At 69.5% G+C, this 18,335-nt stretch carries 16 protein-coding genes, 1 tRNA gene and 1 pseudogene; 14 read left to right on the top strand and 4 right to left on the bottom strand.

Features of this window, described 5'->3' with window-relative positions; translation table 11 throughout:
• Window positions 1-87: 87 nt before the first annotated feature.
• The 5 genes from desA to ACZ562_RS24185 all read left to right on the top strand — a co-directional run bounded on the left by desA (window position 88) and on the right by ACZ562_RS24185 (window position 6,192).
• A complete protein-coding gene (gene desA / locus ACZ562_RS24205; RefSeq protein ID WP_471182691.1) occupies window positions 88-1,530 on the top strand; it encodes a lysine decarboxylase DesA in 1,443 nt (480 codons plus the stop codon).
• A complete protein-coding gene (locus ACZ562_RS24200; protein ID WP_471182688.1) occupies window positions 1,514-2,800 on the top strand; it encodes a lysine N(6)-hydroxylase/L-ornithine N(5)-oxygenase family protein in 1,287 nt (428 codons plus the stop codon). Before desA ends, ACZ562_RS24200 begins: the two co-directional genes overlap by 17 nt.
• Entirely contained in the window at window positions 2,797-3,351 is a 555-nt protein-coding gene (locus ACZ562_RS24195) for a GNAT family N-acetyltransferase (RefSeq protein ID WP_471182684.1), read from the top strand. The genes ACZ562_RS24200 and ACZ562_RS24195 overlap by 4 nt, the downstream gene beginning before the upstream one ends.
• Window positions 3,348-5,117, top strand: a complete 1,770-nt coding sequence (locus ACZ562_RS24190) for an IucA/IucC family protein (RefSeq protein WP_471182681.1) — start codon at window positions 3,348-3,350, stop codon at window positions 5,115-5,117. Before ACZ562_RS24195 ends, ACZ562_RS24190 begins: the two co-directional genes overlap by 4 nt.
• A gap of 190 nt (window positions 5,118-5,307) precedes the next feature.
• On the top strand, window positions 5,308-6,192 hold the full coding sequence (locus tag ACZ562_RS24185; protein ID WP_471182678.1) for a DUF4429 domain-containing protein: 885 nt from the start codon (window positions 5,308-5,310) through the stop codon (window positions 6,190-6,192).
• A 181-nt stretch (window positions 6,193-6,373) separates the two neighbouring features.
• Here ACZ562_RS24185 and ACZ562_RS24180 read toward each other — a convergent pair.
• Window positions 6,374-6,838: pseudogene (locus ACZ562_RS24180) on the bottom strand (fibronectin type III domain-containing protein); the annotation flags it as partial.
• Between ACZ562_RS24180 and ACZ562_RS24175 the strand changes: the two are divergent.
• A complete protein-coding gene (locus tag ACZ562_RS24175; RefSeq protein WP_471182675.1) occupies window positions 6,815-7,072 on the top strand; it encodes a hypothetical protein in 258 nt (85 codons plus the stop codon). The pseudogene ACZ562_RS24180 and the gene ACZ562_RS24175 overlap by 24 nt on opposite strands.
• Window positions 7,073-7,083: 11 nt before the next feature.
• On the top strand, window positions 7,084-8,901 hold the full coding sequence (gene glmS, locus ACZ562_RS24170; RefSeq protein ID WP_471182672.1) for a glutamine--fructose-6-phosphate transaminase (isomerizing): 1,818 nt from the start codon (window positions 7,084-7,086) through the stop codon (window positions 8,899-8,901).
• Between the two features lie 100 nt (window positions 8,902-9,001).
• Here glmS and ACZ562_RS24165 read toward each other — a convergent pair whose 3' ends face one another.
• Complete coding sequence (locus ACZ562_RS24165) at window positions 9,002-9,565, bottom strand: GPR1/FUN34/YaaH family transporter (protein ID WP_471182669.1); 564 nt, start codon at window positions 9,563-9,565, stop codon at window positions 9,002-9,004.
• 150 nt (window positions 9,566-9,715) lie between these two features.
• Window positions 9,716-10,243, bottom strand: coding sequence for a universal stress protein (locus tag ACZ562_RS24160; protein WP_471182666.1), 528 nt, complete (start codon window positions 10,241-10,243; stop codon window positions 9,716-9,718).
• Between the two features lie 319 nt (window positions 10,244-10,562).
• Between ACZ562_RS24160 and ACZ562_RS24155 the strand changes: the two genes are divergently transcribed.
• The 4 genes from ACZ562_RS24155 (at window position 10,563) to ACZ562_RS24140 (ending at window position 13,382) form a co-directional block, all read left to right on the top strand.
• Window positions 10,563-10,868, top strand: a complete 306-nt coding sequence (locus ACZ562_RS24155; RefSeq protein ID WP_471182664.1) for a hypothetical protein — start codon at window positions 10,563-10,565, stop codon at window positions 10,866-10,868.
• Between the two features lie 378 nt (window positions 10,869-11,246).
• A complete protein-coding gene (locus ACZ562_RS24150; RefSeq protein ID WP_471182662.1) occupies window positions 11,247-12,488 on the top strand; it encodes a helix-turn-helix domain-containing protein in 1,242 nt (413 codons plus the stop codon).
• A gap of 104 nt (window positions 12,489-12,592) precedes the next feature.
• Window positions 12,593-13,195, top strand: coding sequence for an oligoribonuclease (orn, locus tag ACZ562_RS24145; protein ID WP_471182659.1), 603 nt, complete (start codon window positions 12,593-12,595; stop codon window positions 13,193-13,195).
• 114 nt (window positions 13,196-13,309) lie between these two features.
• A tRNA-His gene (locus tag ACZ562_RS24140) sits at window positions 13,310-13,382 on the top strand.
• A gap of 135 nt (window positions 13,383-13,517) precedes the next feature.
• Here the strand turns inward: ACZ562_RS24140 and ACZ562_RS24135 are convergent.
• Complete coding sequence (locus tag ACZ562_RS24135; protein ID WP_471182656.1) at window positions 13,518-14,573, bottom strand: LacI family DNA-binding transcriptional regulator; 1,056 nt, start codon at window positions 14,571-14,573, stop codon at window positions 13,518-13,520.
• 409 nt (window positions 14,574-14,982) lie between these two features.
• Here ACZ562_RS24135 and ACZ562_RS24130 point away from each other — a divergent pair, with 409 nt between their 5' ends.
• The 3 genes from ACZ562_RS24130 to ACZ562_RS24120 are packed head-to-tail and all read left to right on the top strand — an operon-like array spanning window position 14,983 to window position 18,242.
• On the top strand, window positions 14,983-16,302 hold the full coding sequence (locus ACZ562_RS24130) for an ABC transporter substrate-binding protein (RefSeq protein ID WP_471182653.1): 1,320 nt from the start codon (window positions 14,983-14,985) through the stop codon (window positions 16,300-16,302).
• 5 nt (window positions 16,303-16,307) lie between these two features.
• Window positions 16,308-17,321 carry a carbohydrate ABC transporter permease gene (locus ACZ562_RS24125; protein WP_471182872.1) on the top strand — a complete coding sequence of 338 codons (1,014 nt, stop codon included), beginning with the start codon at window positions 16,308-16,310 and terminating at the stop codon, window positions 17,319-17,321.
• Between the two features lie 12 nt (window positions 17,322-17,333).
• Window positions 17,334-18,242 (top strand): carbohydrate ABC transporter permease, encoded by a 909-nt coding sequence (locus ACZ562_RS24120; protein ID WP_471182651.1) that lies wholly within the window; start codon window positions 17,334-17,336, stop codon window positions 18,240-18,242.
• The last annotated feature ends 93 nt before the right edge of the window (window positions 18,243-18,335 follow it).

Here is an 18,335-nt window from a genome sequence, read left to right as displayed (position 1 = left end):
AGGTTAGGCTAACCTAAGTTGATAGCCGCGACTTCCGTCCCTTCTTCGTCCCGCACGCCGGACCGTCCCCACCGGAGGACCCCCACCATGCGCTCGCACCTGCTCAATGACACGACCGCGGAGCACTACCGCCGCTCCGTGACACAAGGCGTGGAGCGGGTGGCGGCCAAACTCGCCACCACCGACCGTCCGTTCACCGGCGTCTCGGTCGACGCCCTCGTCCCCCGTATCGAGCAGATCGACCTCGACAGGCCGCTGCACGACACCACGGCGGTCCTGGACGAGCTGGAGGAGGTCTACCTCCGGGACGCGATCTACTTCCACCACCCCCGCTACCTCGCCCACCTCAACTGCCCGGTCGTCATCCCGGCCGTGTTGGGCGAGGCCGTGCTGTCCGCCGTCAACTCCTCCCTCGACACCTGGGACCAGTCGGCCGGCGGCACCCTCATCGAGCGCAGGCTCATCGACTGGACGGCCGAGCGCATCGGCCTCGGCCCCGCCGCCGACGGCGTGTTCACCTCCGGCGGCACCCAGTCCAACCTCCAGGCACTGCTGCTGGCCCGCGAGGAGTCAAAGGCCGACTCGTCCGCCGAACTGCGCATCTTCGCCTCCGAGGTCAGCCACTTCAGCGTGAAGAAGTCCGCGAAACTGCTCGGCCTCGGCCAGGACGCCGTCGTCTCGATCCCCGTCGACCACGACAAGCGCATGCAGACCGTCGCGCTCGCCCACGAGCTGGAGCGCTGCGAGAAGGACGGGCTGGTCCCCATGGCCGTCGTCGCCACCGCCGGCACCACCGACTTCGGCTCCATCGACCCGCTGCCCGAAATCGCGGAGCTGTGCGCCCAGTTCGGTGCGTGGATGCACGTGGACGCGGCCTACGGCTGCGGACTGCTCGCCTCACTCAAGTACCGGGACCGCATCGACGGCATCGAGCGCGCCGACTCGGTCACCGTGGACTTCCACAAGTCCTTCTTCCAGCCGGTGAGTTCCTCCGCCGTCCTGGTCCGCGACGCCTCGACCCTGCGCCACGCGACCTACCACGCGGAGTACCTCAACCCGCGCCGTATGGTGCAGGAACGCATCCCCAACCAGGTCGACAAGTCCCTGCAGACGACGCGCCGCTTCGACGCGCTGAAACTGTGGATGACGCTGCGCGTGATGGGCGCCGACGGCATCGGCGAGCTCTTCGACGAGGTCTGCGACCTCGCCGTGGAGGGCTGGCGGCTCCTTGCCGCCGACCCCCGGTTCGACGTGGTCGTCCAGCCGTCCCTGTCCACTCTGGTCTTCCGCTACATCCCGGCGGCCGTCACCGACCCGGCCGAGATCGACCGCGCCAACCTGTACGCCCGCAAGGCCCTGTTCGCCTCCGGCGACGCGGTGGTCGCGGGCACCAAGACGGGCGGCCGCCACTACCTGAAGTTCACCCTTCTCAACCCCGAGACCACGACGGACGACATCGCCGCCGTTCTCGATCTGATCGCCGGCCACGCCGAGCAGTACCTGGGAGAGTCCCTTGACCGCGCTTGCTGAATCCCCCGAGAAGACCTACGACTTCGTGGGCATCGGGCTCGGCCCCTTCAACCTCGGCCTGGCCTGCCTCACCGAGCCGATCGCCGAACTCGACGGCGTCTTCCTCGAGTCGAAGCCGGACTTCGAGTGGCACGCGGGCATGTTCCTGGACGGCGCCCACCTCCAGACCCCGTTCATGTCGGACCTGGTCACCCTCGCCGACCCGACCTCGCCGTACTCCTTCCTCAACTACCTGAAGGAGAAGGGCCGGCTCTACCCCTTCTACATCCGCGAGAACTTCTACCCCCTGCGCGTCGAGTACGACGACTACTGCCGCTGGGCCGCCTCCAAGGTCTCCAGCATCCGCTTCGGCACCACGGTCACCGGGGTGACGTTCGAGGACGAGCGCTACGTCGTGCGCACCGGCGCCGGTGCGCTCTACCGCGCCCGTCATCTGGTCCTCGGCACCGGCACGGTCCCCTTCGTGCCCGAGGCGTGCCAGGACCTCGGCGGCGACTTCCTCCACACGGCGCAGTACATGCACCGCAAGGCGGAACTGCAGGCGAAGAAGTCGATCACGATCGTCGGCAGCGGGCAGAGCGCCGCGGAGATCTACTACGAGCTCCTGTCCGAGATCGACGACCACGGCTACCAGCTCAACTGGGTCACCCGCTCCCCGCGGTTCTTCCCGCTGGAGTACACCAAGCTGACCCTGGAAATGACGTCGCCCGACTACATCGACTACTTCCGCGCGCTGCCCGAGGAGACCCGCTACCGGCTGGAGAAGCAGCAGAAGGGCCTGTTCAAGGGCATCAACTCGGACCTGATCGACTCGGTCTTCGACCTGCTGTACCAGAAGAACGTCGAGAGCGGCGACCGTCCGGTGCCCACCCGCCTGCTCACCAACTCCTCACTGACCGCCGCCCGGTACGAGGACGGGTCGTACACGCTCGGCTTCCACCAGGACGAGCAGGACAAGGACTTCGAGATCGGCACCGAGGGCCTGGTGCTGGCCACCGGCTACCACTACCAGCCGCCGGCCTTCCTCGAGCCGGTCCGCGACCGCCTGCGCTTCGACGGCCACGGCCGCTTCGACGTGGCCCGCAACTACGCCATCGACACCTCCGGCCGGGGCGTCTTCCTGCAGAACGCCGGCGTCCACACGCACAGCATCACCTCGCCCGACCTCGGCATGGGCGCCTACCGCAACAGCTGCATCATCCGCGAGCTGCTCGGCACGGAGTACTACCCCGTCGAGAAGACGATCGCCTTCCAGGAGTTCGCCGTATGAGCACCCTCGTCACCGGCGTCGGAACCCTGACCCTCCGCCCGCTCGACGCCCTGAAGTACGCCGAGCTGCTGCACGGCTGGGTCACCCACCCCAAGGCGGCCTTCTGGATGATGCAGGACGCCAGGCCGGAGGACGTCGAGCGCGCCTACCTGGAGATCTCGGCCGACGAGCACCACCACGCGTACCTCGGCCTGCGCGACGGCGTTCCCGCCTTCCTCATGGAGAAGTACGACCCGGCGCACCGCGAGCTCGTCGGCCTCTACGAGCCCGAGCCGGGCGACGTCGGCATGCACTTCCTGGTCGCCCCGGCCGGCACACCCGTGCACGGCTTCACCCGGGCCGTCATCACCGCCGTGATGGCGCACCTCTTCGAGGACCCCGCCACCGCCCGTGTCGTCGTCGAGCCGGACGTGGGCAACAAGGCGGTGCACGCCCTGAACGAGGCCGTCGGGTTCGTGCCCGCCCGCGAGATCCAGAAGCCGGAGAAGAAGGCGCTGCTGAGCTTCTGCACGCGGGAGCAGTTCGTCGCGGCGACGGGGGTGGCCGGATGAGCCTCGCCGACGCCGTGGCCCACCTCTCCCCCGAGCGCTGGGCGCAGGCCAACCGTCTGCTGGTCCGCAAGGCACTCGCCGAGTTCGCGCACGAGCGGCTGATCACCCCCGAGCGGGACGGCGACGAGTACGCCGTCCGCAGCGACGACGGCCTGACGCTCTACCGGTTCACCGCGACCCGCCGGGCCCTCGACCACTGGCAGGTGGACGCCGGCTCGATCACCCGCCACCGCGACGGCGGCGAACTCCCGCTCGCCGCCCTGGACTTCTTCATCGAGCTGAAGGAGTCACTGGGCCTGAGCGACGAGATCCTGCCGGTCTACCTGGAGGAGATCTCCTCCACCCTCTCCGGCATCTGCTACAAGCTCACCAAGCCGCAGATCCCGGTCGCCGAGCTCGTGAAGAGCGGCTTCCAGGCGATCGAGACCGGGATGACCGAGGGCCACCCCTGCTTCGTCGCCAACAACGGCCGGCTCGGCTTCGGCATCCACGAGTACCTGTCGTACGCGCCGGAGACCGCGAGCCCGGTCCGCCTGGTGTGGCTGGCCGCGCACCGCTCGCGGGCGGCGTTCACCGCGGGCGTCGGGATCGAGTACGAGTCCTTTGTGCGGGAGGAGCTGGGCGAGGAGACGGTCGAGCGGTTCCACCGGCAGTTGACCGGCCAGGGTCTCGACCCGGCCGACTACCTCCTCATACCCGTCCACCCCTGGCAGTGGTGGAACAAGCTCACCGTCACCTTCGCCGCCGAGGTCGCGCGCCGGCACCTGGTCTGCCTCGGCGAGGGCGACGACGAGTACCTGGCCCAGCAGTCCATCCGGACCTTCTTCAACAAGTCCAGCCCCGAGAAGCACTATGTGAAGACGGCCCTGTCCGTCCTCAACATGGGCTTCATGCGCGGGCTCTCGGCCGCCTACATGGAGGCCACCCCGGCGATCAACGACTGGCTCGCCCAGCTCGTCGAGGGCGACCCTGTCCTGAAGTCGACGGGCCTGTCGATCATCCGCGAGCGGGCGGCGGTCGGCTACCGGCACCTGGAGTACGAGGCGGCGACGGACCGCTACTCCCCGTACCGGAAGATGCTCGCCGCCCTGTGGCGCGAGAGCCCGGCCGCGTCCCTGCGGGAGGGCGAGTCGCTCGCCACCATGGCCTCCCTCGTCCACGTGGACCACGAAGGCGCCTCGTTCGCGGGCGCCCTGATCGAGCAGTCCGGGCTCGCGCCCAAGGAGTGGCTGCGGCACTATCTGCGGGCGTACCTCACTCCGCTGCTGCACAGCTTCTACGCCTACGACCTGGTCTACATGCCGCACGGCGAGAACGTGATCCTCGTCCTCGAGGACGGCGTGGTCCGGCGCGCGATCTACAAGGACATCGCCGAGGAGATCGTCGTCATGGACCCGGACGCGGTGCTGCCGCCCGACGTGCAGCGGATCCGCGTGGAGGTGCCGGAGGACACGAAACTCCTGTCGGTCTTCACGGACGTCTTCGACTGCTTCTTCCGCTTCCTCGCCGCGAACCTCGCGACCGAGGGGATCCTGGAGGAGGACGACTTCTGGCGCACGGTCGCGGAGGTCACCCACGACTACCAGCGGTCGGTGCCCGAACTCGCCGACAGGTTCCGGCAGTACGACATGTTCGCCCCCGAGTTCGCGCTGTCCTGCCTCAACCGGCTCCAGTTGCGCAACAACGAGCAGATGGTGGACCTCGCGGACCCGTCCGGCGCGCTGCAGCTCGTCGGCAACTTGAAGAACCCCATAGCCGGGTTCTGACCAAGACGGACGGGCCCCCCCGCGGTACGGTCCCGCGGGGTGCCCGTCAGCCTCGCTCACCTGCCGGGCAGCGCACCGAGGAGGCGGGGCGATCTGTGGTGCCGTGTCACATGCGCTCCCTTCCAGGGATGGGCATGGACCACGTCAGGTATAGACCACTCATTCGCCAAGCCGGTGGAACAATCCCCGCATGGCGGAAATCATCCAGAAGGACGGCACGTGGGTCTTCGACGGCGACGCCCTGCGACTCACACCGGGGCGCGACAAGAACGTCAGCCTGCTCCGCAAGACCCTGGGTGAACTCGTCGTTCCTCTCGGCGCGTTGGCCGGCATCTCGTTCGAGCAGGGCAAGAAGGCCGGCCGGTTGAGACTGCGGCTGCGCGACGGCGCCGACCCGCTGCTGCACGCGACCGGCGGCCGGCTCACCGAGCCGAACGACCCCTACCAGCTGATCGTCGAGTCCGACCGGTACGGCGTCGCCGAGTACTTCGCGGAAGAGGTCCGCGACGCCCTGCTCCTGGACCGGGTCCCGGCCGGCCCGGTGGACGCGTACCTGCTGCCGGGTCCGGCCGTCCCGCTGTCGGCCTCCGCCGGGGACGGCACCGCGAGCTTCGACGGCGAGCGGGTCCGCCTGGAGTGGAACTGGAAGACGGAGGACGCCAAGGCCGCCGCCGGCGCCCGCGTCCTGGAGCTCACCGACATCACCGCAGTGGAGTGGCACCCGGCGGCCGGCCTGGAGAACGGCCACCTCCGCTTCACCGTGCGCCACGCCCCCACCAAGGCGCCGCCGAAGTACGACCCCAACGCCGTGGAGCTGTGGGGTTTCAAGAAGGACCCGCTGATGGGCCTGGTCGCGGCGGCCGTACAGGCCCGGCTCACGCATCCGGCCGCGGCCGTCCCCACGGACGTACGACAGCCGCACCCTGAAGTCCCCCGGCAGCTCCCGCCCGCCGCCGAGGACGGCCACGACGCGCTGCTGAGGCGGCTGCGCGAGCTCGGGGAGCTGCACCGCACCGGCGTGCTGACGGACGAGGAGTTCACGATGGCCAAGCAGGCGGTCCTCAAGCGGATGTGAGGACCGCCCGGGCCGGACGTCACCTGGCCTTGCGTGCCCCGGTGAAGTGGTCGATCCGGTCACCCGTCTCGGCGATGCCCTGGAACTTCAGCGTGGCGTATCGGCCCTTCGGCGCGGGTGCGACGTCCACGCGCAGGAAGGAGGAGTCGAGGTAGCGCACCCGGGACCAGGCGAGGGTCTCGGGGCGCAGGTGGGTGAGCTCGGCGTGGAGGTAGTACTGCGTGTGGCCGCCGCTCGTGCCGACGCCGGCCGGGGTGTACAGGGTGCGCACCTCGGCCTCGATCCTGCGGGAGACGTCCCAGGGGCGGGCGCCGATGCGGATGAGGGCTTCTCCACCGCGACCGGGACCTGCCAGGAGACGGTGATCTCGGTGCGCGGGTCGTTGCCGTAGGCGAGGTGACGGCCGAAGGGGGCGGCGAGGGCGCCGTCGACGCTCTCGGGCCGCCGTGACGGTCTGCGCCCGCACGGCGGCCCGGGCGGTGGCACCCGGTACGAACGCGCCACCCACGACGGCGCCGAGCGTGACGGCGCCACCCCGGATCATCGTGCGCTGCCCGTGGCACGTGCCCGAAAGCGGGCAGGATTCTTGCGAAACTGCCTCCGGTACTCCAGGATCTACCGGGTGCACGACGAACTTGTTGATCATCTGATGCGGTCCACGCCCCTGAACCGGGGCGAGGCGCTGCGCGTGATCCAGGACGTGCTCGCCTACTTCGACGAGACGGCCGACGAGTACGTCCGTCGCCGCCACCGCGAGCTCCAGGCCCAGGGTCTGGTCAACACGGAGATCTTCGAACGGATCGAGGCGGACCTGAAATACCGGGCGGTGGCGCCGCCAGAGCTTACGCTCAGGCAGTTGCGCCGCATGGTCTACGGCTGAGGAATACATATATGTGCGGAATCGTCGGATACATCGGTAAGCGTGACGTGGCTCCGCTGCTGCTCGAAGGCCTGCAGCGGCTGGAGTACCGCGGCTACGACTCCGCGGGCATCGTCGTCACGTCCCCGAAGTCGACCGGCCTGAAGCTGGTCAAGGCCAAGGGCCGGGTCCGCGACCTGGAGGCCAAGGTCCCGGCGCGCTTCAAGGGCACCACCGGCATCGCCCACACCCGCTGGGCCACCCACGGCGCCCCGTCCGACGTGAACGCCCACCCGCACCTGGACGCCGAGGGCAAGGTCGCCGTCGTCCACAACGGCATCATCGACAACGCCGCCGACCTGCGCCGCAAGCTGGAGGCTGACGGCGTCGAGTTCCTCTCGGAGACCGACACCGAGGTCCTCGTCCACCTGATCGCCCGCGCCCAGGGCGAGAAGCTGGAGGACAAGGTCCGCGAGACCCTGCGGGTCATCGAGGGCACGTACGGCATCGCCGTCCTGCACGCCGACTTCCCCGACCGCATCGTGGTGGCCCGCAACGGCTCCCCGGTCGTGCTCGGCATCGGCGAGAAGGAGATGTTCGTCGCCTCGGACATCGCCGCCCTGGTCACCCACACGCGGCAGATAGTGACTCTCGACGACGGCGAGATGGCGACGCTCAAGGCCGACGACTTCCGCACGTACACCACCGAGGGCACCCGTACGACGGCCGAGCCGACCACCGTGGAGTGGGAGGCGGCGTCGTACGACATGGGCGGCCACGACACCTACATGCACAAGGAGATCCACGAGCAGGCCGACGCCGTGGACCGTGTGCTGCGCGGCCGTATCGACGACCGGTTCTCCACCGTGCACCTCGGCGGCCTGAACCTGGACGCCCGCGAGGCGCGGCAGATCCGCCGTGTGAAGATCCTCGGCTGCGGCACCTCGTACCACGCGGGCATGATCGGCGCCCAGATGATCGAGGAGCTGGCCCGCATCCCCGCGGACGCCGAGCCGGCCTCCGAGTTCCGCTACCGCAACGCGGTCGTGGACCCCGACACGCTGTACGTCGCGGTCTCCCAGTCCGGCGAGACGTACGACGTCCTGGCAGCCGTCCAGGAGCTCAAGCGCAAGGGCGCGCGGGTGCTCGGCGTCGTCAACGTGGTCGGCTCCGCGATCGCCCGCGAGGCCGACGGCGGCATCTACGTCCACGCCGGCCCGGAGGTCTGCGTGGTGTCCACCAAGTGCTTCACGAACACCACGGTCGCCTTCGCCCTCCTCGCGCTCCACCTGGGCCGCACCCGCGACCTCTCGGTCCGCGACGGCAAGCGGATCATCGAGGGCCTACGCAGGCTGCCCGCCCAGATCGCCGAGATGCTGGAGCGCGAGGAGGAGATCAAGAAGCTGGCCGAGCAGTACGCCGAGGCCCGCTCGATGCTCTTCATCGGCCGCGTCCGGGGATACCCGGTGGCCCGTGAGGCCTCCCTGAAGCTCAAGGAGGTCTCGTACATCCACGCCGAGGCCTACCCGGCGTCCGAGCTCAAGCACGGCCCGCTGGCCCTGATCGAGCCCGCGCTGCCGACGGTGGCGATCGTCCCGGACGACGACCTGCTGGAGAAGAACCGCGCGGCCCTGGAGGAGATCAAGGCCCGCAGCGGCAGGATCCTCGCGGTGGCCCACCAGGAGCAGGAGAAGGCCGACCAGACGATCGTCGTCCCGAAGAACGAGGACGAGCTGGACCCGATCCTCATGGGCATCCCGCTGCAACTCCTCGCCTACCACACGGCCTTGGCCCTGGGCCGGGACATCGACAAGCCGAGGAACCTCGCGAAGTCGGTGACGGTGGAGTAGGACTCGCGCAGAGGAGGACGGACCCCCACGTGCTGCCATCAAGCACGGGGGGTCCGCTCTCATCGCCGGGGCCGCCCAATACCCCGGCGTCGGCTGCCGATCAGCCGGTGGCCGTCACACCTCGGCCGGCAGCGCGCCTGGGAAGTGCCGTCGGCCAGTGGGCCAACGCCGCGGTCGCCGCGTACCAAGCCACCGCGCCCGCCGCCACGGCGAACCAGCCCCCCGCCTTCGTGAGACTGCTGCTGGTCGCGAACTCCGCGATGGCGAGGAGCACGAGGGAGACGAAGAACAACCCGTAGGTGCCCTGGGTGAGTTGGTCCCCGCCCGCGAGGGTCAGCGAGAGGGCCACGAGAGCGAACAGCAGCAGGAACAGCCCTGCCGCGTTGGCGGACATCGTGTTGCCCGCCGTGACGGCCCAGGTGAACCACAGGGCGCCGAACGCCGAGTAGGCCGTACCGGTTGCCGGGTCACGGTCGCGGAACGCGAGCAGTCCGGCGACGAACAACGCAACGCCGCCTATGTAGTGGGCCAGTGATACGGCGTCAGCGGCCGATACACCGTCGATCACATCGGTGTGCCCGATCCCGAATGCCAACAGGGTGATACCCAGGGCGAGTCGGCCGACGGTGGTGGTTCCGCTTCCCGCAGAGACGTCGTTGTCCACGGCGGGCTCCCTTCATGCATGTGCAGTTGTGCGGTGAGCGATATATGCCCTTCACAAGGGCACAAACACCTCTACGCGCGAGTAGATTTACGCACCGCACAAGAGGGTCGGACCACGCACACGGCACATCTCACCTGGGACAACGGCGAGTTACGGAATGACAACGACGGGCCGCTGCGCCCGCTTGGCGAGCCGCCCCGCGACGGACCCGAAGATCCGCCCGACGATGCCGTGCGTGGAGCCGACGACGATCGCGTCCGCCTCGTACTCCCGCCCGACCTCCTCGAGTTCGTGGCAGATGTCACCGCCGCGCTCGACGAGGATCCAGGGCACTTCGGAGAGATGGTCCGCACAGGCGAGTTCGAGGCCCAGCACCTCCGTCCGGTGATCCGGCACGTCGACGAAGACCGGCGGCTCGCAGCCCGCCCACACCGTGGTGGGCAGCCGGTTGGCGACATGGACGATGATCAGACCCGAGCCGGAGCGGTGGGCCATGCCGACGGCGTACGCGAGAGCTCGCTCGCTGGACATGGAGCCGTCGAAGCCGACCACGACGCCGTGCCTGAAGGCGGGGTCGCAGGAACGGCGTGACTCTTCCGCCGCCAGGGGCTCGGACGCCGTGGGATCGGCGACCGGCCGCTTGCGGTCCGCGGGTTCGAAGAATTCGTGACCGGCCATGGCTGTCTCGGCGTATTGATCCTTTGTCGGGTGGGACGACGGTGTGCGGCGGAGCTGTGTCCGGGAATCATCTTCCCAACCCCATACCCCCAAGGTTACGGCGGCACGCCTCCTTGGCCCAGTGCCCGCGCGCTCCCCCAGGTCTCGACTTCCCTCGAACCGGGGGACCCCCATGACGGGGGTTCCAGGGAGCATGCACGAGGTGGCGCCCGCAACGCAATGGTTGCTGCGGCGTACAGGCGGTTTGCACAGGATTCACGGGTGACCGACTTGTCGAACACGCGTTGAACCCCCTGAACCGCACCACAGGGAGCACGCCATGCCCGGACCCCGGACGCCCGCGCAGGACACCGCGACTGGCGTGGTCCGCTGGGCGGCGTTCAGCTGTGCCCTGGTTCCGGTGGTCCTGCTCTGGCACGGCGCCTCCCCGGCCGGCGCCGCCGGTACCGCTCTCGGGCTCGCCGCCGTCACGACCGTCTGCCGTATCCTCCTGCGCCGGTCCGAACGCGGCGCGGCCCGCCCGTTCGACGAGGAGGACCCGCATCCGCCCGAGCGCCGTCACAGAAGCGGCACGCGTGCACACAGAGGGACACCTCGCTCCGGGGGAAATACACCGGTCGTCTGACCGGTTTCCGCGCAAGCGCCCGCTTCTTTTCAGCCAACTTCCGAGTCACCCGCAACCCCTCCCCCGACCACCCCTCAACCCCCGTTCGACCTGCACGGAAAGGGCTCCGAGGGCCCTGTGCACCCTACGGGGATTGGCCACTGCGACAAGGCGCACTTCCCTGCACGGCCCCTGAGTGCAACGCTTCGTGATCGAATGCTTCACGCCAAGTTGCCATGTCGACAATCTGCCGGGTGCTGAACTTGTCACCCCGGCACCACGGGACACAGTAGATTCGATCTTGACTGTCTTATGGCGGGGGACTCGTGCAGGACCGAGGGGAAACGTGCAGGAGCGACACAACCGAGGAGCCGCGACCACCGAGGGGGGCTTAGCAGTATGAGCCACGACTCCACTGCCGCGCCGGAAAACGCGGCCCGGAAACTTTCCGGGCGACGCCGCAAGGAGATCGTCGCGGTGCTGCTGTTCAGCGGCGGCCCCATCTTCGAGAGTTCCATACCGCTGTCGGTGTTCGGCATCGACCGCCAGGACGCCGGCGTGCCGCGCTACCGACTACTCGTGTGCGGCGGCGAGGAAGGCCCGCTGCGGACCACAGGGGGCCTGGAACTCACCGCACCGCACGGCCTGGAGGCGATCTCGCGGGCGGGCACCGTCGTCGTGCCCGCCTGGCGTTCGATCACCTCGCCGCCGCCGGAGGAGGCGCTCGACGCCCTGCGCCGGGCCCACGAGGAAGGCGCCCGCATCGTCGGGCTGTGCACCGGCGCCTTCGTGCTGGCGGCGGCGGGCCTGCTGGACGGCCGCCCCGCGACCACACACTGGATGTACGCGCCGACGCTGGCGAAACGCTATCCGTCGGTGCACGTGGATCCGAGAGAGCTGTTCGTCGACGACGGCGACGTCCTGACGTCGGCGGGCACGGCGGCCGGGATCGACCTCTGCCTCCACATCGTGCGGACGGACCACGGCAACGAGGCGGCAGGGGCCCTGGCCCGGCGCCTGGTGGTCCCGCCGCGCCGCAGCGGCGGTCAGGAGCGCTACCTCGACAGGTCTTTACCTGAGGAGATCGGCGCCGACCCCCTCGCGGAGGTCGTCGCCTGGGCACTGGAACACCTCCACGAGCAGTTCGACGTGGAGACGCTGGCGGCGCGCGCGTACATGAGCCGGCGTACGTTCGACCGCCGTTTCCGCTCGCTGACCGGAAGCGCACCGCTGCAGTGGCTGATCACCCAGCGCGTACTGCAGGCCCAGCGCCTCTTGGAGACGTCGGACTACTCGGTGGACGAGGTCGCGGGGCGCTGCGGCTTCCGCTCGCCGGTGGCGCTGCGCGGCCACTTCCGCCGCCAGCTCGGGTCGTCCCCGGCCGCCTACCGGGCCGCGTACCGCGCCCGCAGGCCGCAGAGCGAGCGGCCGGCAGACAGCGAGGGCGCCACGGGCCCGGCCGGCGCACCGTCCTCCCTCGGCCCCGCGGGGCCGACGCCCACCCTGCACCCGGAGGGCGGTCCGGTCCCGCTGCAGTCCCGCCGCACCGCGGCGGCGAGCGCGGTGGGGGCGGGAGCGTCGCTGCCGGACGCGTACCTGGCGAGCCGGGCGAGCCTGCCGGGGCAGCGCAGCGGTACGTGAGAGGACGAGTACCTCGTGACGCCGGGCGGGCATCGAGCCCGTCCGGCGTTTTGCCGACGAGGCCAGGGGACCACATCGGCGGATGTCAGCCTTAGGGTGGTCGCATGAACGATCGCATGGTGTGGATCGACTGCGAGATGACCGGCCTCTCGCTGTCCGACGACGCGCTCATCGAGGTGGCCGCCCTCGTCACCGACTCCGAGCTGAACGTGCTCGGCGAGGGGGTGGACATCGTCATCCGTCCGCCCGACTCGGCGCTGGAGACGATGCCGGAGGTGGTGCGTCAGATGCACACCGCGTCCGGGCTGCTCACCGAACTGTCCGGCGGCACGACGCTGGCGGACGCCGAGGAGCAGGTCCTGGCATATGTACGGGAACACGTGAAGGAGCCGGGCAAGGCCCCGCTGTGCGGCAACTCGGTGGGCACCGACCGCGGTTTCCTCCTCCGTGACATGCCGACGCTGGAGGACTACCTCCACTACCGGATCGTCGACGTCTCCTCGGTCAAGGAGCTGGCGCGGCGCTGGTACCCGCGGGCGTACTTCAACAGCCCCGAGAAGAACGGCAACCACCGCGCCCTCGCCGACATCCGCGAGTCCATCGCGGAGCTCCGCTACTACCGCGAGGCGATCTTCGTACCGCAGCCGGGACCCGACTCCGACACGGCCCGCACGATCGCCGCCAAGCACGTCCTGCCTGCGCAGTAGCCGCACGAGGGGCCATGGAGGGGCGCCGCAAAACCCTGGCGCGAGCACCCCTTCGGACCCTGTACACTTTTTCTCAGCCGGTCGGGGAAACCACGCGACGAACCGCCGGTCATGGTGGGTGTAGCTCAGCTGGTAGAGCACCTGGTTGTGGTCCAGGATGCCGCGGGTTCGAGTCCCGTCACTCACCCTGAGTAGTCAGCCGGTGACCTTCGGACAAGGGTCACCGGCTGATCGCGTTTCCCCCGCGCGGTCCATTAGGCGCCAGCCGGGTGGAGCTGGAGACGGGGATCCGGCTCCCGAACCTCCCCAGGCCATGACCGCGTCACGACGACGCGCGTTCCACCAGCTTCGTGGCCAGCACCACCTGCCGCCGTTCCAGCCCCCGGCTCGCCGCCGGGCGGCGGTCCGCGATCTCTGCCAGAAGGAGGCCGGTCATGCGGCGGCCCATCTCCTCGATGGGCTGGCGGACGCTCGTCAGGGGCGGGTCCATGTGGCGGGCGATGGCCGAGTCGTCGTAGCCGACGAGGGCCACGTCGCCGGGGATACGGCGGCCCGCCTCGCGCAGTACCTGACGCGCGCCGGCCGCCATCACGTCCGAGCCCGCGAATACCGCGTCCAGGGAGGGGCGGCGGGCGAGCAGCGCGGCCATCGCGCGGCGGCCGCCCTCCTCGGTGAAGTCGCCCGGTTCGACGAGCTGTTCGGCCACCTTGTGGCCCGCCTCGGTCAGCGCGTCGCGGTAGCCGTCGACGCGCCGCTGGGCACCGTACACGTCGAGCCGTCCGGTGATGTGGGCGATCTCGCGGCGGCCGCGGGACAGCAGGTGCTCCACCGCCGAGCGGGCGCCGCCGTAGTTGTCGGAGTCCACCGACGCCAGCGCCTCCGCGGCCGACCTCGGGCCGCTGATCACCGCCGGGATCTCCAGCTGGGCGAGCAGGTCCGGCAGCGGGTCGTCGGCGTGGACGGACACCAGCAGGACGCCGTCGACCCGGTGGGCCGCGAGGTACTGGGCGAGGCGGCGGCGCTCCTTGTCGCTGCCCGCGAAGATCAGCAGAAGCTGCATCTCCGTGTCCGACAGCTCGGCTCCGACGCCCTTGAGCATGTCCGAGAAGTACGGTTCCGCGAAGAACCGGGTCTCCGGCTCGGGGACGACGAGGGCGATCGCGTCGGTGCGGTTGGCCGCGAGGGCCCGTGCCGCAGTGTTCGGGACGTAGCCGAGTTCCGCCACCGCCGCCTCGACCGCCGCGCGCGTGGCGTCGCTGACCCTGGGCGAGCCGTTGATCACCCGGGAGACCGTCCCGCGCCCGACACCGGCACGCGCGGCGACCTCTTCCAAGGTCGGCCGGCCTCCGCTCCGGCCCCGCGCTCCGTGGCCTGCCATTGGCTCCGCCTCCTGTAGCCCGCACTTTACGGCTGGCCTGGAATCTAACAGTCCCGTCAGCTGCGGTGACCGCCGCCGGGAGCCGCAGCCCCCGGACCCTCGGTCCAGCCTCCGGACGGGCCTCGTCCCCGGACGCCGGACGGGCTGAACACCACCGGCCTCGACCGAGTCGGCACCGTCCCCCGCGGTCGGTCAACGGCCCGACAACTCAACACATCTCTCCGCGCCCGCACCCTTGACACCCCCGCTCGAAGCGGCGACTCTTCAACACATCACTCATGGGAGCGCTCCCACAGTACCTGACACATACACATCCCGCACGTTCCCCGCCCGAGCCGCAGCGATAACCAACGGGCCCAGCAACGCAGTTGGCCGGGGGGTCGGCACGTCAGGGCAACAGGAGGACGCAATGCGAGCACGTACCCGAACCGCCCGCAAGGCGGTGGTCCTCGCGGCCGTCGCGTCGCTGGGCGCCGGGCTGCTGGCCGGCTGTGCCGACGACGGCGACGGCGACGGCTCGCCGTCGGGCGGCGGCAGCGGCAGGACCACGATCACGCTGGGGCTTTTCGGCACGTTCGGCTTCAAGGAGGCCGGCCTCTACGCCGAGTACGAGAAGTCCCACCCGAACATCAAGATCGCCGAGAACGTCACCGAGCGGAACGAGAACTACTACCCCGCGCTCGTCAACCACCTCACCACCAACAGCGGCCTGCAGGACATCCAGGGCGTCGAGGTCGGCAACATAGCCGAGGTCGTGAGCACCCAGGCGGGCAAACTCGAGGACCTCTCCAAGGTTTCGGGCGTGGACAAGAACGGCTTCCTGGACTGGAAGTGGCAGCAGGCCACCACCAAGGACGGCCAGACGATCGGCCTCGGCACCGATGTCGGCCCGATGGCGATCTGCTACCGCAAGGACCTGTTCAAGAAGGCCGGGCTGCCCACCGACCGCGAGGACGTCGGGAAGCTGTGGGCCGGCGACTGGAACAAGTTCATCGACGTCGGCAAGCAGTACAAGGCGAAGGCGCCCGAGGGCACCACCTTCATGGACTCCCCCGGCGGTCTGCTCAACGCCGTGCTGAGCAGTGAGAAGGAGAAGTTCTACGACTCCGCCGGCGAGGTCGTCTACAAGACGAACCCTGCCGTCAAGAGCGCCTTCGACCTGACCGCGACGGCCGCCGAGGACGGACTGGTCGGCGCCCAGACGCAGTTCCAGCCGGCCTGGGACCAGACGATCGCCAACGTCAGGTTCGCGGCGATGGCCTGCCCGCCGTGGATGCTCGGCTACATCAAGGGCAAGTCGAAGGCGGACGCCAAGGGCACGTGGGACGTGGCCGTCGCGCCCAAGTCCGGCAACTGGGGCGGCTCGTTCCTGACCGTGCCGAAGAGCGGCAAGCACGTGAAGGAGGCCGCGGAGCTGGCCGCCTGGCTGACCGCGCCCGAGCAGCAGGCCAAGCTGTTCGCCGTGCAGGGCAGCTTCCCGAGCGCGCAGGCCGCGTACAGCTCGCCCGAGGTGACCGGCGCCAAGAACGAGATGACCGGTGACGCCCCGATCGGCGAGATCTTCGCGGAGGCCGCCAGGTCCAGCCCCGTCCAGGTCATCGGCCCGAAGGACCAGATCATCCAGCAGGGCCTGACGGACAACGGCGTCATCCTGGTCACGAAGGGCAAGTCGCCCGACGAGGCCTGGAACACGGCCACCAAGACCATCGACAACAACCTGGAGAAGTGACCGGTATGGCCACCCGGCACGACACCGCCGCGCACCCCGTGAAGGAGGGGGGCGCGGCCCCGGGCCGTCCGCCCGCCGACGCCGTGCCCGACGCGGACAGGCGCCGCCGGGCCCGGCTCTCCCGCCGCTGGCAGCGGGACATGCGCTGGAGCCCGTACGCGTTCGTCTCCCCGTTCTTCCTGCTCTTCCTCGCGTTCGGCCTGTTCCCGCTGATCTACACCGGCTGGGCCTCGCTGCACACGGTCGAGCTGACCGCGCCCACCGACATGGAGTGGGCCGGCCTGCGGAACTACACGCGGATCTTCGACGACGACTTCTTCTGGAACGCGGCGAAGAACACGCTGACGATAGGCGTCATCTCCACCGTTCCGCAGCTGCTGACGGCGATGGGACTCGCCCACATCCTCAACTACAAGCTGCGCGCGTCGACGTTCTACCGCGTCGTGATGCTCGCGCCGTACGCGACGTCGATCGCCGCGGCCTCCCTGGTCTTCGTGCTGCTCTTCGGCCGCGACTACGGAATGATCAACTGGGCGCTGCACTTCGCCGGCATCGATGCGATCGACTGGCAGAACGACAAGTGGCCCTCGCAGATCGCCGTGTCGTCGATCATCATCTGGCGGTGGACCGGCTACAACGCGCTGATCTACCTCGCGGCGATGCAGGCGATCCCGCAGGACCTGTACGAGTCGGCGGCGCTCGACGGCGCCAACCGCTGGCAGCAGTTCTTCCATGTGACGCTGCCGTCGCTGCGGCCGACGATCCTGTTCACGGTCGTCGTCTCGACGATCGGCGCCAGCCAGGTCTTCGGCGAACCGCTCCTCTTCGACGCCAACAAGGGCGCGTCCGGCGGCGCGGAGCACCAGTTCCAGACGCTCGGCCTGTACCTGTACGAGCAGGGCTGGGTCAACCAGCACCTGGGCCGTGCCTCGGCGATCGCCTGGACGATGTTCCTGATCCTCATCGTGATCGGGATCGCCAACTACGTCATCTCGCGCCGGCTGCGCGCCAGTGGTTAAGGAGAACCGGCCGTGACGACGACCCTGACGGAACCCCCGGCCGACGCGGCGCCCGAGCCGCCCAGGCGGTCCAGGCCGCCCAAGGCGGCCCGCGCGGGCGGCACGCTGCACGCCGGGCCCGTCGCCTACCTGATCCTCGCCCTGTTCACCGTCGGTTCGCTGTTCCCCCTGGTGTGGACGGCGATCGCCGCCTCGCGCGACAACCAGCGGCTCGCGCAGACCCCGCCGCCGTTCTGGTTCGGCTCGAACCTCTTCGACAACCTCGAAATCGCCTGGAACGACGCCAGTCTGGGCGAGGCGTTCATCAACACCACGTTCGTGGCGGGTGTGTCGGCGGCGACCATCGTCGTCCTGTCGACGATCGCCGGGTTCGCATTCGCCAAGCTGCGCTTCAAGGGCCGTAACGCGCTGATGCTGATCGTGATCGGCACGATGATGGTGCCGCCGCAGCTCAGTGTGATCCCGCTGTACATGATGGTCGCCGAGCTCGACTGGTCCGACCAGCTGCAGGCGGTGATCCTGCCGTCGCTGGTGAGTGCGTTCGGAGTGTTCTTCATGCGGCAGTACCTGCTGCAGGCCCTGCCGGACGAGCTGATCGAGGCGGCCCGGGTGGACGGTGCGAACAGCTGGCGCGTGGTGTGGCACATCGTGTTCCCGGCGGCCCGGCCCGCGATGGCGGTCCTGGGCATGCTGATGTTCGTGCAGACGTGGAACGACTTCCTGTGGCCGTTCCTGGTGCTGAGCCAGAACGGCAGTCCGACCGTGCAGGTCGCGGTCGCGGGTCTGGGTCGCGGGTACACCCCCGACCAGTCCCTGATCATGGCGGGCGCGCTGCTCGGCACACTGCCGCTGCTGATCGTCTTCGCGATCTTCGGCAAGCAGATCGTGGGCGGCATCATGCAGGGTGCCGTCAAGGGCTGAGGCTCCTCCCGCAGCCCTGACCACGGGGCCGAGCCGGCGCCGCCTCGGCCCCTTCTCTCCCCTGTTCTCTTCTCTCTTCCCCTCTCCCCTCAA

The sequence above is a fragment of the Streptomyces sp. NPDC040410 genome (genome assembly GCF_055595715.1).
Note: the sequence above shows the minus strand (reverse complement) of the source record. Positions and strands in the feature narration are given on the sequence as shown.